The 22,212-nt window shown below is 55.2% G+C and carries 22 protein-coding genes; 18 read left to right on the forward strand and 4 right to left on the reverse strand.

What is annotated here, in order from left to right; genetic code table 11:
- Positions 1-206 precede the first annotated feature (206 nt).
- Positions 207-872: a MarC family NAAT transporter gene (locus QLG09_RS16480; RefSeq protein WP_014170045.1), complete on the forward strand. Its 666-nt coding sequence runs from the start codon at positions 207-209 to the stop codon at positions 870-872.
- 58 nt (positions 873-930) lie between these two features.
- On the opposite strand, the gene QLG09_RS16485 is transcribed toward QLG09_RS16480, so the two are convergent.
- Positions 931-2,127 carry a sugar transporter gene (locus QLG09_RS16485; RefSeq protein WP_020884157.1) on the reverse strand — a complete coding sequence of 399 codons (1,197 nt, stop codon included), beginning with the start codon at positions 2,125-2,127 and terminating at the stop codon, positions 931-933.
- A 177-nt stretch (positions 2,128-2,304) separates the two neighbouring features.
- Between QLG09_RS16485 and QLG09_RS16490 the strand changes: the two genes are divergently transcribed.
- Together QLG09_RS16490 and QLG09_RS16495 are read left to right on the forward strand one after the other, a co-directional pair.
- The gene (locus QLG09_RS16490; protein WP_020884156.1) at positions 2,305-3,093 is read left to right on the forward strand and encodes a PhzF family phenazine biosynthesis protein; all 789 of its coding nucleotides are present in this window, start codon (positions 2,305-2,307) and stop codon (positions 3,091-3,093) included.
- 27 nt (positions 3,094-3,120) lie between these two features.
- Entirely contained in the window at positions 3,121-3,921 is an 801-nt protein-coding gene (locus QLG09_RS16495) for a PhzF family phenazine biosynthesis protein (RefSeq protein ID WP_032681016.1), read from the forward strand.
- 51 nt (positions 3,922-3,972) lie between these two features.
- On the opposite strand, the gene QLG09_RS16500 is transcribed toward QLG09_RS16495, so the two are convergent.
- A complete protein-coding gene (locus QLG09_RS16500; RefSeq protein WP_282489094.1) occupies positions 3,973-4,935 on the reverse strand; it encodes an NmrA/HSCARG family protein in 963 nt (320 codons plus the stop codon).
- A gap of 92 nt (positions 4,936-5,027) precedes the next feature.
- Here QLG09_RS16500 and QLG09_RS16505 point away from each other — a divergent pair, with 92 nt between their 5' ends.
- Both QLG09_RS16505 and QLG09_RS16510 read left to right on the forward strand, forming a co-directional pair.
- Positions 5,028-5,939 (forward strand): LysR family transcriptional regulator, encoded by a 912-nt coding sequence (locus QLG09_RS16505; protein WP_226778048.1) that lies wholly within the window; start codon positions 5,028-5,030, stop codon positions 5,937-5,939.
- 61 nt (positions 5,940-6,000) lie between these two features.
- A complete protein-coding gene (locus QLG09_RS16510) occupies positions 6,001-6,483 on the forward strand; it encodes a GNAT family N-acetyltransferase (protein WP_014170050.1) in 483 nt (160 codons plus the stop codon).
- Here QLG09_RS16510 and QLG09_RS16515 read toward each other — a convergent pair.
- Positions 6,437-7,315: a LysR family transcriptional regulator gene (locus QLG09_RS16515; RefSeq protein ID WP_078774042.1), complete on the reverse strand. Its 879-nt coding sequence runs from the start codon at positions 7,313-7,315 to the stop codon at positions 6,437-6,439. The two genes, QLG09_RS16510 and QLG09_RS16515, sit on opposite strands and share 47 nt — an antisense overlap.
- Before the next feature lie 99 nt (positions 7,316-7,414).
- Between QLG09_RS16515 and sad the strand changes: the two genes are divergently transcribed.
- The 9 genes from sad (at position 7,415) to QLG09_RS16560 (ending at position 17,784) form a co-directional block, all read left to right on the forward strand.
- Positions 7,415-8,803, forward strand: coding sequence for a succinate-semialdehyde dehydrogenase (gene sad / locus QLG09_RS16520; RefSeq protein WP_041162600.1), 1,389 nt, complete (start codon positions 7,415-7,417; stop codon positions 8,801-8,803).
- A gap of 116 nt (positions 8,804-8,919) precedes the next feature.
- Positions 8,920-10,509, forward strand: coding sequence for a methyl-accepting chemotaxis protein (locus tag QLG09_RS16525; RefSeq protein ID WP_040017476.1), 1,590 nt, complete (start codon positions 8,920-8,922; stop codon positions 10,507-10,509).
- Between the two features lie 62 nt (positions 10,510-10,571).
- Positions 10,572-11,498 (forward strand): glutaminase B, encoded by a 927-nt coding sequence (gene glsB / locus QLG09_RS16530; protein WP_025204200.1) that lies wholly within the window; start codon positions 10,572-10,574, stop codon positions 11,496-11,498.
- Entirely contained in the window at positions 11,498-11,854 is a 357-nt protein-coding gene (locus QLG09_RS16535) for a DUF4186 domain-containing protein (RefSeq protein ID WP_282489097.1), read from the forward strand. Before glsB ends, QLG09_RS16535 begins: the two co-directional genes overlap by 1 nt.
- Positions 11,855-11,967: 113 nt before the next feature.
- On the forward strand, positions 11,968-13,413 hold the full coding sequence (locus QLG09_RS16540; protein WP_282489098.1) for a sensor domain-containing diguanylate cyclase: 1,446 nt from the start codon (positions 11,968-11,970) through the stop codon (positions 13,411-13,413).
- A 109-nt stretch (positions 13,414-13,522) separates the two neighbouring features.
- The gene (locus QLG09_RS16545; RefSeq protein ID WP_014170057.1) at positions 13,523-14,488 is read left to right on the forward strand and encodes a sensor domain-containing diguanylate cyclase; all 966 of its coding nucleotides are present in this window, start codon (positions 13,523-13,525) and stop codon (positions 14,486-14,488) included.
- Positions 14,489-14,570: 82 nt separating this feature from the next.
- Positions 14,571-15,098: a GNAT family N-acetyltransferase gene (locus tag QLG09_RS16550; protein ID WP_032678147.1), complete on the forward strand. Its 528-nt coding sequence runs from the start codon at positions 14,571-14,573 to the stop codon at positions 15,096-15,098.
- Between the two features lie 117 nt (positions 15,099-15,215).
- Positions 15,216-16,667, forward strand: a complete 1,452-nt coding sequence (locus tag QLG09_RS16555) for a tagaturonate reductase (RefSeq protein ID WP_282489101.1) — start codon at positions 15,216-15,218, stop codon at positions 16,665-16,667.
- A gap of 202 nt (positions 16,668-16,869) precedes the next feature.
- On the forward strand, positions 16,870-17,784 hold the full coding sequence (locus tag QLG09_RS16560; RefSeq protein WP_014170060.1) for a bestrophin family protein: 915 nt from the start codon (positions 16,870-16,872) through the stop codon (positions 17,782-17,784).
- Here QLG09_RS16560 and QLG09_RS16565 read toward each other — a convergent pair.
- On the reverse strand, positions 17,772-18,320 hold the full coding sequence (locus tag QLG09_RS16565) for a GNAT family N-acetyltransferase (protein ID WP_282489102.1): 549 nt from the start codon (positions 18,318-18,320) through the stop codon (positions 17,772-17,774). The genes QLG09_RS16560 and QLG09_RS16565 overlap by 13 nt on opposite strands.
- A gap of 143 nt (positions 18,321-18,463) precedes the next feature.
- Between QLG09_RS16565 and QLG09_RS16570 the strand changes: the two genes are divergently transcribed.
- The 4 genes from QLG09_RS16570 (at position 18,464) to QLG09_RS16585 (ending at position 22,125) form a co-directional block, all read left to right on the forward strand.
- Entirely contained in the window at positions 18,464-18,904 is a 441-nt protein-coding gene (locus tag QLG09_RS16570; RefSeq protein WP_047356495.1) for a GNAT family N-acetyltransferase, read from the forward strand.
- Positions 18,905-19,049: 145 nt separating this feature from the next.
- A complete protein-coding gene (locus QLG09_RS16575) occupies positions 19,050-20,045 on the forward strand; it encodes an alpha/beta hydrolase (protein ID WP_282489103.1) in 996 nt (331 codons plus the stop codon).
- A gap of 44 nt (positions 20,046-20,089) precedes the next feature.
- Complete coding sequence (locus tag QLG09_RS16580; RefSeq protein ID WP_025204193.1) at positions 20,090-20,830, forward strand: response regulator; 741 nt, start codon at positions 20,090-20,092, stop codon at positions 20,828-20,830.
- A complete protein-coding gene (locus QLG09_RS16585) occupies positions 20,827-22,125 on the forward strand; it encodes an ATP-binding protein (RefSeq protein ID WP_049022781.1) in 1,299 nt (432 codons plus the stop codon). Before QLG09_RS16580 ends, QLG09_RS16585 begins: the two co-directional genes overlap by 4 nt.
- Positions 22,126-22,212: the final 87 nt, after the last annotated feature.

Genomic DNA, 22,212 nt, shown 5'->3' on the forward strand with positions numbered 1-22,212 from the left:
CAAGTATAAGTCAACTGAATGGATCAGCGGATGCCACGAATTGCTAAAACGTTTCATGAACTTTTTTTGCATGCTTTCAATTCAAATAGATAACGAAGGGTTATCGTTAATGACCGTAAATAATCGTTACGTTGAGCGAATGGCTGAACGTCACACTTTCACCCTATAATTGCGGTGATAAACATGGATAAGGACAACGACGCACTATGTTGGATTTGATTAAAGCAATTGGTCTGGGGCTGGTGGTATTGCTGCCGTTGGCTAACCCGCTAACGACGGTTGCGCTCTTCCTGGGGCTGGCAGGGAACATGAACAGCGCCGAGCGTAACCATCAGTCGATGATGGCCTCGGTCTATGTGTTTGCCATCATGATGGTGGCTTACTACGCCGGACAGCTGGTGATGAACACCTTCGGAATCTCCATCCCGGGTCTGCGTATTGCCGGCGGACTGATTGTCGCCTTCATCGGGTTCCGTATGCTGTTCCCTGCGCAGAAAGCGCATGAGTCACCTGAGGCCAAAAGCAAATCCGAAGAGCTGGAAACCGAGCCCAGCGCGAATATTGCTTTTGTCCCGCTGGCGATGCCCAGTACGGCGGGGCCAGGAACGATTGCGATGATCATCAGCTCCGCGTCAACGGTGCGGGATGGTTCGACCTTCCCGGACTGGGTCATCACGGTTGCGCCCCCGCTGATTTTTGCACTGATTGGTATCATCGTATGGGCATCCTTGCGCAGTTCAGGCGCGATCATGCGCTGGGTCGGCAAGGGCGGCATTGAGGCGATTTCCCGCCTGATGGGCTTCTTACTGGTGTGTATGGGCGTGCAGTTTATTATCAACGGCGTGCTGGAGATTATTAAGACGTACCATTAAGCACCCGCCCGGTAATGCAAAACGGCAACCTCGGTTGCCGTTTTACGTTGACTGCGGTCTACCCGTGATGGGCCTGTTCTTCCAGTGCGACCGGCCATTTACGGAAGATGAGCAGGGACCAGATGAGCGCCACCAGTGCCGGAATGGCACCCAGATAGCCAATCGCCGACATCGACACGTGAAGGCTAATCTGATTTCCCAGCAGCGCGCCCGCGCCAATACCGAGATTGAAAATCCCCGAGAACAGTGACATCGCCACATCCGTTGCGTCCGGGGCGAGGGCCAGCACCTTCACCTGCATACCCAGACCGATAATCATGATCGCCACTCCCCAGAACAGGCTCAGGACGGCCAGATGACCCTCGCTGCCCGCCGCTGGCATGAGTAACACCAGGCACGCCAGCAGTAAACCAATGGCGCTGCTGACCAGCGCCGACGCGTGCTGATTGCCGAGCTTACCAAACAGAATACTGCCAATAATGCCCGCGCCCCCCAGGATCAACAGCAGAACGGTGGCAAAGTTGGCGCTAAAGCCGGCCACGACCTGAACGAACGGCTCAATATAGCTGTAGGCGGTGTAATGCGCCGTGACCACAATGACCGTCAGCAGATAGATACTCAGCAATGCCGGACGACGCATTAACAGCGGCAGGCTTTTCAGCGAGCCGGAGTGTTCGCTTGGCAGCTTCGGCAGCAGTTTAATCAGACAGACCAGTGTGATCATTGCCCCCATGCCGATAGCGAAGAACGTGGTTCGCCAGCCAAAGTATTGCCCAACGATACGGCCAATCGGCAGGCCCAGGACCATAGCCAGTGCCGTGCCGGTGGCGATCAGGCTCAGCGCCTGCGCGCGTTTTCCCGCAGGTGCCAGGCGGATGGCCAGTGACGCGGTGATCGACCAGAACACGGCATGGGCAAAGGCGATACCGACGCGGCTGATGACCAGCACCGTAAAGTTCCACGCCAGAAACGACAGGACGTGGCTGACGATAAACAGGGCAAACAGCCCGATCAGCAACTTCCGCCGTTCCATCTGGCTGGTCAGCAGCATAAACGGCAGTGACATCAGTGCCACCACCCAGGCATAGATGGTCAACATAATGCCCACCTGCGCGGTTTCCATCTGGAAACTTTCAGCGATGTCAGACAACAGCCCAACCGGAACAAATTCTGTGGTATTAAAAATAAACGCGGCAATTGCCAGCGTGACCACGCGTAGCCACGCGACTCTGCGGGTAACTGTGTTCGTTGTCATAGCGATGTCGGAGATTCGTTGCTGAAAAGAAGAGGAGACGATCTTAAAACGTCAACCGGCGAAAACTCAACCATTATGTGATGCAGATCTCAAAATTCACCTGGTAAAAGCGGTAGCCGGGGGCATGGTTTTCATTGAATATAAAAGAACATCACAACAAAAACAGGCGGTAAGACAATGCAGGAGATTGATTTTTATCTGGTAGATGCGTTCAGCAATGCCTCTTTTGGTGGAAACCCGGCGGCCGTGTGCCCGTTAGACGCATGGTTGCCTGATGAGACACTGCTCAGAATGGCACAGCAGCATAATCAGTCGGAAACGGCGTTTTTCGTCTGCAGTAAAGCGGGAATTGAGTTACGCTGGTTTACCACCCTTACCGAAGTCAACCTTTGCGGACATGCCACACTGGCAGCCGCGTACGTCCTGTTTAATGAACTCAACTATCCTGACCCGCGTATCCACTTTGATACCGCCTCTGGCCAGCTGACGGTTAGCCGGGAAGGGGACTGGATGACGCTGGACTTCCCGGCATGCCCGACGCAGGAAGAGACGCCCCCGCCGGCGATGCTTGCGGCGCTGGGGATCGGCCATTACGTAGAAGCCCGTAAGGGGCGTGCCTGGGTGGTGGTTCTGGAAAACCGCCAGCAGGTTGAGGCGCTTGCGCCGAATATCTCGGCAATGACGCCTGGCGAACATAAGGTCAGCGTGACGGCGCGGGGAGAGGGGGATTATGATTTTGTGAGCCGCTTTTTCTCACCGGGAGTTGCCGTCTGGGAAGATCCGGTCACCGGATCCGCGCATACAATGCTTATTCCCTACTGGAGTGAAAAACTGGGTAAAACAGCGATGTTTGCCCGTCAGGTGTCGGCTCGTGGCGGTGATATGCGCTGCGAACTGAAAGGTTCACGCGTGCTGATGAGCGGGCAGGCCTCGCTTTATCTGAAAGGCACCGTCTTTCTGCGCTAAATAACCATAACAAAAGAGGAAAAGACAATGCAGGAAATTGATTTCTATTTGGTCGATGCCTTCAGCGACAGGGCGTTTGGCGGCAACGCAGCGGCGGTTTGCCCCCTGGAAGAGTGGCTGCCGGACGAGACGCTGCTCAACATGGCGCAACAGCACAATCAGTCTGAGACGGCTTTTTTCGTACGCACTGACGGCGGATTCGAGCTGCGCTGGTTCACTACCCTTGACGAAATTAACCTGTGTGGACATGCCACACTGGCGGCATCGCATGTCATTTTCGAATACCTTGATTATCCACACACGGAAATCACCTTCACCACCCGTTTCGTCGGCGAGCTGACGGTAAAACGCAGCGGTGACTGGTTGACGCTCAACTTCCCGGCCTGGCCGACGGCGGTCGTCGATAATCCGCCAGCGCTGCTGTTGAGCGCGCTGGGCATTGAGCGGGCAAAAGAGGTGCGTGTCGGGCGCGACTACATGGTGGTGCTGGAGAACCAGCAGCAGGTAGAGGCCCTTACGCCAGATATCTCGGCAATGATTCCGCTGGATAAGATGGTCTGCGTCACGGCACCGGGCGATGAATATGACTTCGTCAGCCGCTTCTTCTGTCCGGGAGAAGGGGTGCCGGAAGATCCGGTTACGGGGTCCACTCACAGCATGTTGATTCCCTACTGGAGCGAAAAACTGGGCAAAACCGTGCTGAACGCGCGCCAGGTCTCGCGACGGGGCGGGGATTTACGCTGTGAACTGGCGGGGGACCGGGTGTTAATCGGCGGTCAGGCCACCCTGTATCTGAAAGGGCATATCTATTTACGCCAGGCGATGTAAGCCAGGAATGGGCCACCGTCATTTCATCATCGGGAATGACGGTGGCTTGCGTTAATCAAACGTTCGTTTTTCCCCTTGCCAGCCAGACGTAATCAGAAATTCACGCCACGTTAAGGTGGCAGGGTTTATGGTTCTGCTCCAGGTGAGATCCCGGTCTTTTCCGTAATAGCCGTAGTTCACGGCATATTCCGTCATGCCGGTAATTTCACTGACCAGTGCCGCGTTGTCTGCGAAATCGGGGAAGTGGTGAAGGAGTGCTTCTCGCGTGTAGGCTGAGCGATACCGGGCTTTTATGCCGGTGACCTCCGTGAAGGTTTCCACCATCTCACGCGGCGAAAGACACTCACCGACAACGGGTAACGTCATGCCGTTGTAGTGTTCGGGGTTATCGAACATCTCAAGCACCGCAGGGCCGGTTGCCGTGAGCGGGTCGACAAAGGGCGCCCGAACGTCTTCCGGGAGATAGAGGGGAAAGATCAGCTCGTCGCCTTCTTTACGCGGCGGATAATATTCGGCCAGATTGGTGTAAAAGAACGCCAGTTGAATAAACGACGCGCTGACGGGGAGTGTGCGGATGTACTCCTCAATTCGGCCCTTATCGCTGAAATGAGGAGCCCATAGAGTTCCGGCCGTTATTCTCTCGACGTTTTCCAGACTGCTGAAGACAAGGTGTTTTACCCCGGCGTTGACGGCGGCATCTGCAAGCCTGTAACCCAGCGCCGTTTCACCCGTTGGCATCTGCGTCGATACGGGGATGAAACCTGGTGTCATCAGGAACGCCCCGTCTGACTCGGCAAACGCCCCGATCAGATGCGCATCATTGCCCGTCTGAAGGGTGATTTGTCTCAGTTCAGCACCCCGTTCCGCCAGCTGTTTCGCCGCAGGAGAGTCCGTGTTTTGCGTTAAGGCGCGCACCCGATAGCGCCCACTTTGCAGCAGGGTTCTGGTTACGCTACGTCCTTGTTTACTGGTGGCACCAAAAACTGTTATGAGTGGTTTATTATCATACGACATTTCATTCTCGCTCTGTGTTGTTGCGGTAGTGCATTATCGGAATGCGGACGGCGAGCGTGAAATCGATTTATTTCTTACATGATATCCATCCTATGAATACCAAAAAGCCTGACGTAAACCTGCTGCTGACTCTGGAAGCGCTGGTCGCGGAGCAAAATGTCACCAGGGCCGCCAGCCGGCTTTGTCTTAGCCAGCCTGCCGTCAGCGCGCAGCTTAACCGGCTGAGGGGGATGTTTAACGATCCGTTATTGATCCCGGGGCGCAGGGGGATGACGCCAACCCCCAAAGCTCTTGAGCTGATGGCGACGCTTGGCGGGGCGCTGGCAAAAATACGGGATACGCTGCAATCACATGAGGACTTTGATCCGCTGCACGATTCGCTAACGGTCTCTCTGGCCTGTACTGATTACGTGCAGGCCGCGGTCATTATGCCGCTGATTGTGACCCTGCAAGAGATTGCCCCCGGCGTGCGTATTGCTGTCAGGAATTACGATCCGCATCAGCTGGCCCATCAACTGAGCTCAGGCGATGTTGATGCTGCCATAGCCACGCCAGACCCTGCTCAGGCGCAGCTCAGAACGCAATATCTCTATGACGAATCGTACGTGCTTATCGGGCGCCCTCAGCATCCTGAACTGAACGACCAACTGACAATGGAAGCGTTCGCAAAACTTGAGCATATTATCGTGTCCCCCTCGGGGGGCGGTTTTACCACGCCGCTGGATGTCATGCTGGCGGAGTCAGGGTTGCAACGTAAGGTTGCGGTGTCTGCGGCATCATTTCTGTTTGTTCCCGGCATGGTGCAGATGAGCCATCTGGTAGCACTTGTGCCCCGACGATTAATTATGGGAACCATTAACCCGCTCACCGTGGTGGAACTCCCCTGGCTGAAAGAGACGTTTGACGTCAGTCTTATCTGGCATGAACGCAGCCATAACCACGCAGGACACCGCTGGCTAAGAGATACCCTCGTCAGCCTGAACCGCAATGCTGATATAAGTTAACGGTATGAAGCACGTGTGCAGGGCTGCGCTATGTTGAAATAAAAACAACAAGGAGCCCGCCATGTATTCCATTACCGCTGAATCTGCACATCACCCTGATATTTTGCATCTGATTGCCGCGCTTGACCGCTATCAGAGCGAACTCTATCCCGCTGAAAGTAACCACCTGCTCGATCTGACCGAACTGCCGACAGCCTCGCTGATCCTGATGATTATTCGGGACCGGCAGCTTCATGCCGTCGGGTGTGGTGCCGTGGTGCTCAACGGCGACGGGACCGGTGAAATGAAACGGGTGTATATCGATCCGGCTCATCGCGGGCAACATCTCGGCGAGATGCTGCTGGCGGCGCTGGAAGATGAAGCCCTGAGCCGTCACTGCCACACGCTTCGCCTGGAGACGGGCATCCGGCAACATGCCGCCGTCCGTCTGTATGAGCAGTGCGGCTATGAGCAACGTCCGGCGTTTCCGCCGTATGTTGATGACCCGCTGAGCCTGTTTATGGAGAAGGCACTGGTGGTTGACGTTCGTTTAGCAGCGCTATAAAAGCCTCCAGCGGGCGGGTCATAGCCCCGCGGCGCCAGACCAGCCAGGTGGTGAGCCAGCGCCAGTTTTCTGCCAGCGGCCAGGCTTCCACCTGATGGTGGCCTGGCATACTTTCCAGCATCGAACGAGGCATCAGCGCGATACCGGCGCCCGCGATGACGCAGGCGAGCATGCCGTGATAAGACTCCATCTCATGAATACGCCCGGGCGTGGCTCTGTCGGCGTGAAACCAGCTTTCCAGATGTCGGCGATACGAACAGTTTGCGCGAAAGGCGTAGACGTCACTGCCGCTTACCTGCGTGGCGCGTGCCACTTCTGCATGCCCGGCGGGCGTGACCAGCATCATCTCTTCCCGGTAAACCGGCATGCCTTCCAGTTCCGGATGCGAAAGGGGGCCATCGACAAACGCGGCGCTTAAGGTTCCCTCCAGTACGCCGTCAATCATTGTGCCGGACGGCCCGGTAGAAAGGGCAAACTGGATACGTGGATAGCGCTGATTAAACTGCGCCAGGCTTTCCGGAATACGCACGGCGGCGGTACTCTCCAGCGCACCAAGCGCAAACAATCCCTGCGGTTCATCACCGGCGACGACCATTCGTGCCTCATCGACCAGCGCCAGGATCTGCTTGCTGTAGCGCAGGAAGTTATGCCCGGAGGGGGATAAACGTAAACGCTGGTTCTCACGAATAAACAGCTCCACGCCAAGATCGGCCTCCAGCTGGCGGATGCGGGTGGTCAGGTTCGACGGAACGCGATGCACCTTTTGCGCCGCCTGGGTGATGCTGCCGGTGAGCGCCACGGCGTTAAACATTTCAAGCTGAGTTAAGTCCATACCATTCTCGATTCGTGAACAAGGTGGTTAGTATTATTCATTTTTAAGAAATAGCAGAGTGCGCCACAATGAATCAACCGTTATTACGTGGAGACCATCATGACTTATTCCTCTGCTACACATGCCCTCTCTGTTAACCCAGCCACCGGTGAGACGCTCGCGGCGTATCCGTGGGCGAGCACCGACGACGTTGAACGCGCAATTGCGCAGGCTGATGCCGGTTTTCGTCAGTGGAGACGCGTAAGCGTTTCAGACCGGGCGCAAAAGCTGCGCGATCTCGCCAGCGCGCTGCGAAACCGTGCAGACGAGATGGCCCGAATGATCTCCCGTGAGATGGGCAAACCCATTTTGCAGGCGCGTGCTGAAGTGGCAAAATCCGCCAGCCTCTGCGACTGGTATGCGGAACACGGCCCGGCAATGCTGCAGCCTGAACCGACCCTGGTAGAAAACCAGAACGCGGTGATTGAATACCGGCCGCTGGGACCTGTTCTTGCCGTCATGCCGTGGAACTTCCCGCTCTGGCAGGTACTGCGTGGCGCGGTACCCATCCTGCTGGCCGGGAACAGCTATCTACTCAAGCATGCGCCAAACGTACTCGGCTCGGCCGACCTTATTGCGCAGGTATTTGCTGACGCCGGTTTTCCGCAGGGTGTCTTTGGCTGGGTGAATGCCACGAATGAGGGCGTGAGCCAGGCGATCAACGACCGTCGTATTGCTGCCGTAACCGTAACCGGCAGCGTGCGCGCGGGGGCGGCGATCGGTGCGCAGGCGGGGGCAGCACTCAAGAAATGCGTCCTGGAGCTGGGCGGTTCAGATCCGTTTATTGTGCTCAATGATGCTGATTTGGATCTGGCGGTGAAAGCAGCCGTGGCCGGACGCTATCAGAATACCGGACAGGTTTGCGCCGCCGCTAAGCGCTTTATTGTGGAAGAGGGCATCGCTGATGCTTTCACCCAGCGTTTTGTCGAGGCGACGGCAGCCCTGAAGATGGGGACGCCGGATAGCGAAGAAAACTTTATTGGCCCGATGGCGCGATTTGACCTGCGTGATGAACTGCATCAGCAGGTGCAGGCCACGCTGGCCGAAGGCGCCACGCTGCTGCTTGGCGGGGAGAAAGTCGCCGGTGAAGGTAACTACTATGCACCGACCGTGCTGGGGAATGTCACTGCCAGCATGACGGCATTTCGTCAGGAGTTGTTTGGTCCGGTTGCGGCGGTTAGCGTTGCGAAAGACGCGGAGCACGCGCTGCAGCTGGCTAACGACAGCGACTTTGGTCTGTCCGCAACCGTCTTTACCGCGAACGATACGCTGGCGGAGAAATTTTCCCGTGAGCTGGAGTGCGGTGGGGTGTTCATCAATGGTTTCAGCGCCAGCGATGCGCGCGTGGCCTTTGGCGGCGTGAAGAAGAGCGGTTTTGGTCGTGAGCTTTCCCACTTCGGTCTGCACGAGTTCTGTAACGTGCAGACGGTATGGAAGAACAGAGTCTAGTTCGCTCTCCGATAACGGCCTTCAGCACGAAGGCCGTTGTCATTTTCCTGCAATGGTTCTGTCATTTTCGTTTCGTAGACTCGCACGCGTCTAACGTCTTGTTACTGAAGAAAATTATGAACCTAACGCAAATTTTTCGCCGTATTGCGCAGCGCCTCATCCCTCGTCAGTTTGGCCTGCTGACCGGTATTTTCTGTATTATTGGTCTTTTCTCCGCACTGCAACTCTCCTCTTCATTTTTGCTTAATGCTTCCCTGAAAGACGCTCAGCGCAACGAGCAGCAAAATCTGCTGGCGTACCAGCAACAGAGCAAACTGGATCTGGCCCGCGTGTCTCTGCTGGCAGCAAGCGATCTGCTTAACCGCTCCGGCGTCTGGTTTATGCAGGATAAAGAGACCGGCTCTGAAGGAAGCTGGCACAGCCTGATGGACGAAGCTCAGGCGTCGCTGACGGTTTCTCAGCAGGCCTGGAACGCCTGGCTGGCGCTCAATCCGCCAAAAGATGATGCCCTGATCACCAGCTACCAGCTTTTCTACGGTGCCATCAAGGAGCAGGCGGAAGGGCTCATCAAGACCAACACGATCGACGCCTTTTTTGCCGTACCTGCCCAGGCTTTCCAGACTGACTTCAACGAAAACTATGCCCGCTATCAGCAGGCCAGTGAGAAGCAGGCGATGCAGGGCCGCCAGAGCCTGATGGCGCAACTCTCTGGCCTGCAAACGCTTTTTCTGATAGCGCCGGTTCTGCTACTTGCCATCGCCATTCTGGTGTGGTTCGGCATGTCCCGCTGGGTCATTACGCCGCTGCGTCGGTTGATTGCTCACATTAACCAGCTGGCGGCAGGAGACCTGTCCGGTACACCGCCGGGCGTACTGCGCTTTAACAAGGAGATCGGACAGTTGAGCGACAGTGTTTCCACCCTGCAGCACGGACTGCAGGAACTGGTGACCCAGGTCAGCAATGCCACCCACGCAATGGTCGAAAATATAGGCTCGCTGGCGCAGGGCAACCAGAAGCTGTATCTGCAGTCGGCTCGTCAGGCGAAAGAGCTTGAGGATGTGACGACACACATTGCCGCGCTGGAAAACCACGTGGAAGGGAATACAGGTTATGCAAAACTCGCCAGCTCACGGGCGGACGAGGCGCGCCAGGTAGCCGCGGGTGGCGATCGGATGATGACAACCGTCAATGCCTCCATGCAGGCGATCGTTGACCGATCGTCAGAGATGCGCGGGATCGTGGCGATGATCGACAGCGTGGCGTTTCAGACCAACATTCTGGCACTGAATGCGGCCATCGAGGCCGCCCATGCGGGGAACCACGGGCGCGGGTTCGCCGTTGTCGCCCGGGAAGTGGGGCTGCTGGCCAGAAAGAGCAGCCACTCGACGCAGACTATTCAGGCGCTGATCAATCACTCTTTGCAGGGCATCGAAGACGGTTCCCGGGCCGTTAACCTGCTGGAAGATAATCTGCAGCAGGTGATCGGGCTGGTGGCTAATTTAAGCAGTCTGCTGAATGAGATCTCGGTCGCGACCCTGAGCCAGGGGGAGAGCATTCATCAGATGACGCGGCAGCTTCAGGCGTTGAATCAGGTTTCCCGTCAGACCGACATGCTGGTGTCTGACGCGTCGGATGCCTCTGAACGGCTGCATAAGCAATCCGATCTTTTATTGCAGGCGGTTTCGCGTTTTCGTCTTAGCGCCTGACGCAACATATAAGCCTCTGTTATACTCGCAGCCCGTTTTAGCCTGAGGGCAAGGAGCAAAGTGTGGCTGCGGTCATCCATAATGAGATGTTGGACGAGATTCTGTCGCAGGTTCGTCCGTTAATTGGAAAAGGGAAGGTTGCCGACTATATTCCGGCCCTTGCCTCGGTCAGCGGGAACAAGCTGGGTATTGCCATTTGTACGGTAGACGGGCAGCGTTACCAGGCCGGTGACGCCACCGAGCGTTTTTCAATTCAGTCCATTTCAAAAGTACTCAGTCTGGTTGCGGCCATGCGCCAGTATGAGGAAGACGAAATCTGGCATCGCGTGGGGAAAGATCCGTCCGGGCAGCCTTTCAACTCACTGCTTCAGCTCGAAATTGAACAGGGTAAACCGCGTAACCCGTTTATCAATGCCGGTGCGCTGGTGGTTTGCGATATGCTGCAAAGCCGTCTCAGCGCCCCTCGCCAGCGTATGCTTGAAATTGTCCGCCAGCTCTCGGGCGTCGCGGATATTGCCTACAATGCGGTGGTGGCGCGCTCGGAGTTTGAACACTCTGCCCGTAACGCGGCTATCGCCTGGCTCATGAAATCGTTTGGTAACTTCCATAACGATGTCGCCACCGTGCTGCAAAACTATTTCCATTACTGCGCGCTGGAAATGAGCTGTGTTGAACTGGCACAGACATTCTTGTTCCTCGCCCATCAGGGGCATGCGCCGCACCTCGCACAAGATGTTGTCTCGCCCATGCAGGCGCGTCAGGTGAATGCCCTGATGGCGACCAGCGGGATGTATCAGAACGCCGGAGAGTTTGCCTGGCGCGTCGGTCTTCCGGCTAAATCGGGTGTCGGCGGCGGGGTGGTGGCAATCGTGCCTCACGAAATGGCGATTGCCGTCTGGAGCCCGGAGCTGGATGAAACGGGAAATTCACTTGCCGGTGTGGCAGTTCTGGAGAAACTGACCCAACGTCTGGGACGTTCCGTATACTGATGTCGACCATGGATCCGCTTTTTGTCCGCCTGGCGCGATCGCCTTTTCGTTCGCGCTTTCGCTTAGGTACGAAGGAACGGCAGTACTGCTGGGACAAAGGTGCCGAAACCATTGACCAGCACGCCGCCGATTTTATTGCCCGGCGCCTTGCACCGGCCCATCCCACCAATGACGGGAAACAGACGCCCATGCGCGGTCATCCGGTGTTTATCGCTCAGCATGCCACCGCCACCTGTTGTCGTGGCTGTCTGGCAAAGTGGCATAACATTCCGCAGGGTGTTCAGCTCAGCGCGCAGCAACAGCATTATATTGTCAGCGTGATCCACCACTGGCTGGTGCTGCAGATGAACGCCTAAATTTGACGAGTTATGATCCTGTTGTATTTGTGTTATAGATGCAGGTTAAGTTAGTTCAGATCCTGCTGACGATCGACATAATCGCCATAAGTTATTATACGGAATGATATTTAATGCGTTCTGCTCTCTCTGCCTTCAGGTTTTTTCAACCCGATACTCCGCTGCGTAATGCGTCGTGGATCTTTATTCTCACCACCTTATTCTATTTTGTGGGTGCTGAATTGCGTCTGGTTGAAGCGTTGTCGCTGTTCTGGCCACTGAATGGCGTTATGGCGGGAGTATTCGCCCGTTATGCTTATCTGAATCGTCTGCATAACTACGCGGTCGCGTATGTTGCCATGCTGATGTACGACGCGGTCACCACCAGCTGGGGAATGGCCTCGCTGGTGATTAACCTGTCGAATATGATTTTTATCGTCGTGGTCGCCATACTGGTTCTGCGTGATAAACGGCTGATGAAAACCCCCGATCCGCTTAATGCGCTGCGTCTGTTTAACTACTGCCTGATTGCCGCGCTGCTGTGTGCCTTGCTTGGCGCGGTGGGGTCGGTCGGTATCGACAGTCACACCTTCTGGCCGCTGTTTGCCGACTGGTTTAGCGAGCAGTTTTCAACGGGGGTGCTGATTGTGCCGTGTATGCTGACGATTAGCCTGCCCGTGCGTGATATTCAGCTACGCCTGGAGCAGCTGTTCCCGGTTATGGCGTTGATAGTCTCGGTGGTCGCGTCGGTGATGATTGGCGGCGCGGGGAGCCTCTGTTTTCCGCTGCCGGCGCTTATCTGGTGTGCGGTACGCTACCCGCTGCCCGTCACCTGTTTACTGACGTTTCTCACGGGTGCCGTTGAGATCATTCTGGTTGCCAACTCCATTATCAATATTGCCGTTGCGACACCGCTTTCGACCCCGATGATGTTCTCAGCCCGGCTGGGCATTGCCACCATGGCTATTTGTCCGGTGATGGTCTCCGTCAGCGTGGCGGCCATTAATTCACTGATTCGTCAGGTGTCACTGCGGGCAGATTATGATTTTCTGACGCATGTCTATTCCCGATCCGGGCTTTATGAAGCGTTAAAGCAAGAAGAGGCGCACCGGCATTCGCGTTTTTTAACCGTCATGCTGCTGGATATCGATTACTTCAAAAGCATCAATGATAACTACGGTCACGAGTGCGGTGACCGCGTACTGGCGGCCTTTGCCCGGCAGGTTCAGCAGGTTGTCGGTGAGGACGGTATGGTAGCGCGAATGGGCGGAGAAGAGTTCGCGGTGGTCGTGAACTCCGGGGATGCGCAGCACGGTTTTGAACTGGCTGAACGCATCCGAACCACCGTCGCACATCATCCGTTTATCTGGCGCCAGCAGACGCTGTATCTGACCGTCAGCATTGGCCTGGGCAGCGGTAAATCTGAATCATGGCAGTTGACGGAGGTCTTTAATAAGCTGATGGCTGAAGCGGACGATCATCTCTATCGTTCAAAGAAAGCGGGGCGAAATCGGACCAGCGCCCGGCTGTCGGATGAGCAGGTTACTGCAACCTCCGGCAGCGAAACATCACTGCATTAGTCGTCATGAGCCAGTGACGTTAACAAATAGCGTCTGAACAGGATATTCGTACACTGACAATGTCTCTGTTTAAGCTACGCTTTTAGTAAAGCTTGCGTCAGGAGACGTTATGAAAACACCTGCAACCCCTGAAAACGAAACGGAACGTCTGAACTCGCTGCGCGAATCAGGCCTGCTTGAAATCGACAGTTCGCCGGCCTTTGATCGCCTGACGCGTCTGGCAAAACGCTTTTTCCAGGTGCCGCTGGCGATGGTCAATCTTATCGATGAGCATTCGCTGATCGTGAAGTCAGCGGATGGCCAGGCACCGGACTCGGTCCCGCGCAATATCTCATTTTGTGGCCATACGATCCTCAGCGAAGCGCCGCTGGTGGTGGGGGACATGCGTCAGGATGACCGCTTTGCCGATAATCCGCTGGTGGCCGGTGAGCCCGGCGTTCGTTTCTACGCTGGTTTCCCGCTGCGTCTGCGCGACGGCGCGAGTGTCGGATCGCTTTGCCTGATTGATTATTCTCCGCGCGAGTTTACGGCGGCCGATCTTGCCGTGCTGGGAGACCTGGGCGCGCTGGCAGAAGATGAATTTGCCGCCGTCAGTGCGGCGACTACCGATGAACTGACGGGCTTATTCAACCGTCGGGGCTTTAATCAGCTCGTCCGGTTTACCCTGTCCGTCGCCCGACGCCGTGCAGAGCCGTTAACCCTCGGCTGGCTAGATCTGGATCGTTTTAAGGAGATAAACGATCGCTACGGTCACGAGGAAGGGGATAAGGCGCTGAACGTGATGGCGCAACTGATGCGTTCCTCCTTCCGTGAGGCGGATCTGCTGGTTCGCTTTGGCGGGGATGAGTTTGCCGTGCTGTTCGCCGATACGGATGAGCAGGGGGCCTGGATTGCGATGCAGTATCTGGCCGAGCAGGTCGAAAATTATAATGCCCGCAAACTGCATCCGTGGTCGCTTCTGTTCTCGTGGGGCCTCAGTGAATTCGACCACAATGGTCATGACCTCCAACAGTGGCTAAAAGAGGCCGATGAAAAGATGTATGCCATGAAGCAGCAGCGCCATCGCGAAAGATGACATAACAAAAGCCTATGATCGATCCGTTTGCGTTAATAAGATGTTAATTGCACAGTGACGGTATTCAACTTAAGGAAAAACAATGAATACCTCACTGCACATCAAAAACCTCACCCGGGAAGAGATCCTCACCCACCTCGATGCGTTGTCCGCGATCCTCGAAAACTGCGTTAACGGCGGCGCATCCGTCAGTTTTATGTTGCCCTTTAGCCCGGAAAAAGCACGTGCTTTCTGGCGCGGTATTGCTGAGAGCGTGGGACGCAATGAACGTCTTGTGCTGGCCAGTATCGATCCGCAGGACGGTGTTATCGGCACGGTACAGTTGATCACCGATCAGCCGGAGAATCAGCCGCATCGCGCGGATGTGGCAAAACTGCTGGTCCATGAAAAAGCGCGCCGTAAAGGGGCGGCAATGGCCCTGATGGAAGAACTTGAAGTACAGGCCAGAGCCAGAGGTATTTCGGTCCTGGTACTGGATACGTCCACCGGCAGCGGTGCCGAGACGTTCTACCAGCGTGCTGGCTGGCAAAAAGTGGGGGAGATCCCGCGCTATGCATTGATGCCGGATGGCGAGATGACCGCCACCTCCGTGTTCTATAAGTTCTTATAATTATTTTTCACAACTCCATCATGAATTGATCAAAACAGGGTTCCCGGTCGTAAAGTTTTGATAAGTTATCGTACCAATCTTATCAGGCTGTATGACTAATTATAAAAGGAACCCATTGTGAACACACTTAACCGTCATGATTTTCCCGGTCCACACTATCCGGAACGTATCATTCAGTTTGGTGAAGGCAATTTCCTGCGGGCGTTTATCGACTGGCAAATCGACCTGTTAAACGAACATACCGATCTCAACGCCGGTGTGGTGGTCGTTCGTCCCATTCAAAGTGATTTTCCGCCGTCGCTGAATACGCAGGATGGTCTGTATACCACGATCATTCGCGGCCTGAACGAGAAGGGCGACGCGGTGAGCGATGCGCGTCTTATCCGTTCCGTTAACCGCGAAATCAACGTTTATAATGAATACGATGCGTTCCTCAGGCTGGCTCATAACCCGGAGATGCGCTTTGTGTTCTCGAATACCACGGAAGCCGGGATCGGTTATCACGCGGGCGACACCTTTGAAGATGCGCCTGCCATCAGCTACCCGGCGAAACTGACGCGATTGCTCTTCGAGCGTTTCAGTCATTTTAACGGTGCGCCAGACAAAGGCTGGGTCATCATTCCGTGTGAACTGATTGACTACAACGGGGATGCGCTGCGGGAACTGGTGCTGCGCTACGCGCAGGATTGGGCGCTGCCGACGGCCTTTACTGAATGGTTGAACGATGCCAACTGCTTCTGCTCGACCCTGGTTGACCGCATTGTAACGGGTTACCCGCGTGACGAAGTGGCCGCCCTGCAGGCTGAACTGGGTTATCAGGATGGGTTCCTGGATACCGCCGAACACTTCTATCTGTTTGTGATTCAGGGCCCTGACTCCCTTGCCAGCGAACTGCGTCTTGATAAGTTCCCGCTCAACGTATTGATCGTGGATGACATCCGGCCCTACAAAGAGCGTAAAGTCGCCATTCTGAACGGTGCGCACACGGCGCTGGTACCGGTAGCCTTCCAGGCCGGGCTGGACACGGTAGGCGAGGCGATGAACGATGCTGACGTGTGCGCTTTTGTCGAAAAAGCTATCTATGAGGAAATTATTCCGGTACTGGATTTGCCGCGTGATGAGCTGGAATCGTTCGCCAGTGCGGTAACGGGTCGTTTCCGTAACCCTTACATCCGGCATCAGCTGCTGTCGATTGCCCTCAACGGGATGACCAAGTTCCGCACCCGCATTCTGCCGCAGCTGCTGGCAGGGCAGAAAGCAACCGGGTCATTGCCTGCGCGACTGACGTTTGCTTTAGCGGCACTGATTGCGTTTTATCGCGGGGAGCGTAACGGGGAAAGTTACCCGGTACAGGACGACGCGCACTGGCTGGCGCGTTTCCAGCAGCTGTGGACACAGCATCACGATCGCCAGATCACTACCCGCCAACTGGTAAAATCGGTACTGAGCGTGAGCGAACACTGGGAGCAAGATCTTACGCAGGTTAACGGCCTGGTTGAGCAGGTTACGCGGGATCTGGATGCTATTCTGCTTCAAGGAATGCGTGCGGCGGTTAAACCGCTCTGCTAACACCGTTGCCCGGCTTCGGCCGGGTTTTAATGGGGATTTTATTAGTTACAACATACTATTTGCTCTGTTTTTAAAAAACACCTCTGACACCGTGCGGTTTAGGCTAGGCAGGTCAGAAAATTCAATGTTTTATTAACATGCTTGCAACCGTGAGGGGGATCACGTTTAATAGCCACGCTCTTTTTCTTTCCTGAAACTCACTATGATTGTTCGTCCTAAACAGCACTGGTTACAACTCATCTTTGTCTGGCATGGCTCGGTACTGCCAAAAATTTATACCCGCTTGCTACTCAACTTTTTGCTTTCTATCGCCGTGATCCTGATGCTGCCGTGGTACACGTCCCTTGGCATCAAATTTACCGTTGCGCCATTTAGCATTCTCGGTGTGGCGATCGCTATCTTTCTCGGTTTCCGAAACAACGCCTGCTATTCCCGCTACGTTGAGGCGCGCCAGCTTTGGGGGCAACTGATGATAGCGGCACGCTCTCTGTTTCGCGAGGTAAAAAACACCCTGCCGGACGATAAACATCTCGGCGAGTTTGTTCGACTGCAGATTGCCTTTGCCAACTGTTTGCGCATGACCCTTCGCCGGGAAACGAACGCCGAACAACTTTCCCGTTATCTTCCGGAAGATGATTTACGCAAGGTGATGAACGCCAACTCGCCGGCGAACCGTATTTTACTGATCATGGGGGAGTGGCTTGCCGTCAGGCGCCGCAATGGCGAGCTCTCAGATATCCTGTTCCACAGTCTCAACAACCGGCTGAACGACATGTCCATCGTCCTGTCGGGTTGCGAGCGTATTTTGACGACACCCGTACCGTTTGCTTACACGCTGATCCTTCATCGTACGGTGTATCTGTTCTGCATCATGCTGCCGTTCGCGCTGGTCGTCGATCTGCACTACATGACGCCTTTTGTGTCGGCGCTGATTTCTTACACCTTTATCTCGCTGGATACGCTGGCGGAAGAACTGGAAGACCCGTTTGGTACCGAAGATAACGACCTGCCGCTGGACGCCATCTGCAACATGATGGAACGTGACCTGTTGCAGATGAACGATGAAGAAGAGATCCCCGAAAGACTGTTACCGGATAAGTATTATCAACTGACCTGACGGGCATTCCATTCGTCACGGGTGATTTCCCACAGTTCGGAATCCAGCATGCCGCTGACGTACGCTTTCTTTTCTGTCCTGATAAGCCGCATGCCGCTACTGTCTGAAATACGACGTGAGCGGCTGTTAGCAGCCGCTTTTGGCGCACGCAACACCGGCTTGTTCAGGGTGTTAAACCAATAATCCGTCGCCGCAATACTGGCCTCACGCATGTATCCCTTACCCTGAAACTCCGGCGCCAGCCAGAACCCACGGTTGTTATCTTCGACATCGTACAGGCAGATAATCCCCATCAGCTCATCCGGTGCCTCGCGACGTCGAATACTCCAGAACCAGGCAATGCCTTTTTCCATATCCGGCAGCGCAACGTTATTAACATAATACTCCGCGCCGTTATCCGGGTAGGGCCAGGGCACTGAGGAGACCATATAGCGAACGATTTCCCAGCGTGGATAAAGCCGCTGTATCTGGGCGGCATCTTCCGCGACCAGGGGAATGAGTAACAGGCGGTCTGTCGTTAGCGTCGGTATTGTCATCCGTGGTTCTCCCTGTTTAAGCGTTATGTTTTTGTTCACCTTCTGATATTTTCATCTCTATCACATTCTTTTTCGGTGTGCTGGAATTCTTTATTACCAATAACTGCTTTTAAAAGGCTTTCGATTTGTAATAAGAGGAATATATGGCTGTTACGGTAAGAGCTTTACGCGCAGAAGATTATTCCCAGTGGCGTCCGCTGTGGGACGGCTACACCCATTTTTATGACTGTGTCCTCGATGAGTCCGTGACCGCCGCGACATGGCAAAGGGCGCTCGACGAGCGATCATCGATGTTTTGCCGGGTTGCGGAAAGCGACGGCAGCGTCATCGGCTTCGCCATGTGTATTTTGCACGAAGGAACCTGGTCGACAGCGCCCGTTTGTTATCTGGAAGACCTGTTTGTTGCAGCCAGCCAACGGGGAGCAGGGACCGGAAAAGCGCTCATTGACGCCCTGATGGACGAAGGCAAGCGCGAAGGGTGGTCGAAACTTTACTGGGTCACGCGGCAGAACAACCCGGCACGTAAACTCTACGACCAATATGGCGAAGCCGACGATTACGTTCGTTATCGCGTCTCGCTTTAAGACGCAATGACCTGTGTTTGTATCACATTGTATCAACGCCTCTGATACATACACAGGCTTGCAATAAAGGCCCATTCGCACATATCCGCTATACAAACCGATGTTGTTATATCCCCGTGAATCGTACTCAATCGGAGATAACAACATGTTCAGCAAACTCGCATACTCAACTCTCGCATTAACCGTTTCTCTTGGTACCGTCATGTCCTGTCAGGCCGAAGCAACCGGTACTGATTTCACGACGGCGTTTGATCATCCTCAGCAGATTAACGCCGGCGACCTTAACGTCGGTTATGTCGACATCGGCCCGAAAAATGGTCAACCGATCATTTTATTACACGGCTGGCCCTACGATATTCATAGTTATGCGCAAGTCGCTCCCGCGCTGGCTGCCAAAGGATATCGGGTGATTGTGCCTTCTCTGCGTGGCTACGGAACTACCCGTTTCCTCTCAGACAAAACGCCGCGTAACGGCCAGCCTTCGGCCATGGCGAAAGACATTGTGAACCTGATGGATGCCCTGAACATCAAGCAGGCCGTTTTTGCAGGATACGACTGGGGTGCCCGTACGGCGGACATCGTCGCGGCGCTGTGGCCAGAACGCGTTAAATCGCTGGTCTCCGTCAGCGGATACCTGATCAGCAGCCAGCAGATTGGCAAACAACCCTTACCGCCGAAAGCAGAAGTTCAGTGGTGGTATCAGTTCTATTTCGCCACCGAACGTGGTGCTGAAGGCTACGCCAAAAACACCCATGACTTCGCCCGTTTGATCTGGTCGCAGGCATCACCTGACTGGAAATTTAGCGATGCAACGTTTAACGCCAGTGCCAAATCCCTTGATAACCCGGACCATGTCGCGGTGACGCTCAGTAACTATCGCTGGCGTTTAGGGCTGGAAAAAGGGGAGCGCAAATACGACAGTTATGAGCAAAAACTGGCAACGCTTCCGAATATTACCGTCCCGACGATCACCATCGAAGGTGGAAACAACGGGGCGCCGCATCCTGCTCCACAGGCCTACGCCGGGAAATTCACCGGTAAGTATGAACACCGTACCTTTGGCAAAACCGTAGGTCACAATCCTCCGCAGGAAGATCCGCAGGATTTCGTCAACGCAGTTGTGGACGCAGATAAACTCTGAAATGTGCTATTTTCAATACGTTACCCTTCAGTCTGGAGATTTCTGTGGAGCATATTGATCATATCCTTGTCGTCGATGACGACAGGGATATTCGTGAGCTGATTGTCGATTACCTCGTTAAGTCCGGATATCGCGCCTCTGGCGCGGCAAATGGCAAAGAGATGCGAGTTGTGCTTGATAAACAGCATATCGATCTTGTGGTGCTGGATGTCATGATGCCCGGCGATGACGGATTAACGCTGTGCCGTCAGCTCCGAAGCGGTAAACATAAAGACTTGCCCATTCTGATGCTCACGGCGCGTAACGAGGAAACAGACCGGATCCTGGGGCTGGAGATGGGGGCAGACGATTATGTCGTGAAGCCTTTTGTTGCACGCGAGTTACTCGCGCGGATCAAAGCCATTTTACGTCGTTTCCGCACAATGCCCCCCAATTTACAGGTGACGGAAGCCGGACGACTGGTCACGTTCGGAGAATGGCAACTGGACACCGTGGCCCGTCATTTAATCGACAGTGAAGGGATGGTGGTGGCGCTCAGCGGGGCGGAATATCGTCTTCTGCGCGTATTCCTCGATCACCCTCAGCGCGTCCTGACCCGGGATCAACTGCTAAATCTGACCCAGGGGCGCGATGCCGAGCTTTTTGAACGATCGATTGATCTGCTGGTGAGCCGGGTGCGTCAGCGTCTGAATGAAGACGCCCGCACGCCGGCCTATATCAAGACCGTGCGCAGTGAAGGCTATGTCTTTACAATGCCGGTGACCATAAAAGAGGCCAATGAATGACGCTTTGGCCACGCTCGTTGCTGTCCCGGCTGTTGGTCATCGTGCTGGCTGGACTCTTACTGGCGAATACTCTCAGCCTGACGCTGGTGATGGTTGAACGCATGCACAGCGCCCGCACCGTAATGCTGGGTAATCTGGAAAACGATGTAGCCACTAGCGTGGCCATTCTTGACCGACTTCCCGCCCAGGAGCGGGCGGCCTGGCTGCCGCGGCTGGAGCGTGGCAACTATCGCTATATTCTTGGGCCTGGAGAACCGGGCGCACCGCCTGAGGATAAGCGTTCACGCGATGCCATTCGAACGCTAAAAGAGACCCTTACGGCTGACTACCCGCTCACGTTTACCGCCGTTCCCGGTCCCATTTCCCATATTCAGGCGCATCTCACCTTACGGGATGGCGCACCGTTGACCATCGATCTGACACCACGCATGCCGCCGGTTGCCAGCTGGTTACCTGTCGTGCTGGTATTGCAGCTGCTGTTGCTTGCGGTCTGTGCCTGGATCGCCGTGCGTCAGGTGATTCGACCTTTCTCACAGTTTACCCGTGCGGTTGACGCGCTGGACCCGGCGGCAAACACACCAATGACGGAGAAGGGGCCGGTAGAAGTGCAAAGAGCCGCGCATGCCTTTAACGCGATGCAGGCGCGCATTCAATCCTATCTTCGCGAACGCGCGCAGATCCTGGCATCCATTTCTCACGACCTGCAGACGCCCATCACGCGCATGAAGTTGCGCGTCGAGATGGCCGATCAACCCGAGTTACGCGACAAGTTATTGAACGACCTCGATAACATGACCCGTCTGGTGCGGGAGGGGATTGCCTATGCCCGGTCATCAGAATCCCTGGAAGAGACCTCGCTAAAGCTGGAGCTCAATGCCTGGGTAAACAGCATTGCCTGTGATTATCAGGACATTGGTAAAAACGTGCAGTTTCAGGCAAACGACGCCCGCCTGCCGATAGTGACTCGGCCGCAGGCGCTTCGCCGGGTGATGACCAACCTCCTGGATAACGCGCTTAAGTTTGGTGACTATGCCGTTATTGAGATTGATGATTCTTCAGCCGGACACATTGCTATCCATATTCTGGACGGCGGGCCGGGGATACCCGAGGCTGAACTCGACGCGGTATTACAGCCTTTTTATCGGGTAGAAACATCGCGTAACCGTGATACCGGCGGAACCGGCCTGGGGCTGGCGATTGCCGCGCAGCTGACCGCGCAGCTTGACGGGAAACTGCGGCTGGCAAATCTTCCTGAAGGCGGGCTGAAGGTCACGGTAACGCTGCCGCGTCGCTAATTGTACGGTTTTGTATCCGGTTGCGTGACCGATACGAGAGCAGACAAATCGTCCCGTTTTGCACACATCCCAAACACATCCGTACGA

Source organism: Enterobacter sp. V89_11 (genome assembly GCF_029967775.1).
Classification (GTDB): domain Bacteria; phylum Pseudomonadota; class Gammaproteobacteria; order Enterobacterales; family Enterobacteriaceae; genus Enterobacter; species Enterobacter ludwigii.

Bases quoted from the DNA above. Each gene is read 5' to 3' on its own strand.
- QLG09_RS16480 (WP_014170045.1), top strand. From the start codon at position 207: ATGTTGGATTTGATTAAAGCAATTGGTCTGGGGCTGGTGGTATTGCTG.
- QLG09_RS16485 (WP_020884157.1), bottom strand. From the start codon at position 2,127: ATGACAACGAACACAGTTACCCGCAGAGTCGCGTGGCTACGCGTGGTC.
- QLG09_RS16490 (WP_020884156.1), top strand. From the start codon at position 2,305: ATGCAGGAGATTGATTTTTATCTGGTAGATGCGTTCAGCAATGCCTCT.
- QLG09_RS16495 (WP_032681016.1), top strand. From the start codon at position 3,121: ATGCAGGAAATTGATTTCTATTTGGTCGATGCCTTCAGCGACAGGGCG.
- QLG09_RS16500 (WP_282489094.1), bottom strand. From the start codon at position 4,935: ATGTCGTATGATAATAAACCACTCATAACAGTTTTTGGTGCCACCAGT.
- QLG09_RS16505 (WP_226778048.1), top strand. From the start codon at position 5,028: ATGAATACCAAAAAGCCTGACGTAAACCTGCTGCTGACTCTGGAAGCG.
- QLG09_RS16510 (WP_014170050.1), top strand. From the start codon at position 6,001: ATGTATTCCATTACCGCTGAATCTGCACATCACCCTGATATTTTGCAT.
- QLG09_RS16515 (WP_078774042.1), bottom strand. From the start codon at position 7,315: ATGGACTTAACTCAGCTTGAAATGTTTAACGCCGTGGCGCTCACCGGC.
- sad (WP_041162600.1), top strand. From the start codon at position 7,415: ATGACTTATTCCTCTGCTACACATGCCCTCTCTGTTAACCCAGCCACC.
- QLG09_RS16525 (WP_040017476.1), top strand. From the start codon at position 8,920: ATGAACCTAACGCAAATTTTTCGCCGTATTGCGCAGCGCCTCATCCCT.
- QLG09_RS16535 (WP_282489097.1), top strand. From the start codon at position 11,498: ATGTCGACCATGGATCCGCTTTTTGTCCGCCTGGCGCGATCGCCTTTT.
- QLG09_RS16540 (WP_282489098.1), top strand. From the start codon at position 11,968: ATGCGTTCTGCTCTCTCTGCCTTCAGGTTTTTTCAACCCGATACTCCG.
- QLG09_RS16545 (WP_014170057.1), top strand. From the start codon at position 13,523: ATGAAAACACCTGCAACCCCTGAAAACGAAACGGAACGTCTGAACTCG.
- QLG09_RS16550 (WP_032678147.1), top strand. From the start codon at position 14,571: ATGAATACCTCACTGCACATCAAAAACCTCACCCGGGAAGAGATCCTC.
- QLG09_RS16560 (WP_014170060.1), top strand. From the start codon at position 16,870: ATGATTGTTCGTCCTAAACAGCACTGGTTACAACTCATCTTTGTCTGG.
- QLG09_RS16565 (WP_282489102.1), bottom strand. From the start codon at position 18,320: ATGACAATACCGACGCTAACGACAGACCGCCTGTTACTCATTCCCCTG.
- QLG09_RS16570 (WP_047356495.1), top strand. From the start codon at position 18,464: ATGGCTGTTACGGTAAGAGCTTTACGCGCAGAAGATTATTCCCAGTGG.
- QLG09_RS16575 (WP_282489103.1), top strand. From the start codon at position 19,050: ATGTTCAGCAAACTCGCATACTCAACTCTCGCATTAACCGTTTCTCTT.
- QLG09_RS16585 (WP_049022781.1), top strand. From the start codon at position 20,827: ATGACGCTTTGGCCACGCTCGTTGCTGTCCCGGCTGTTGGTCATCGTG.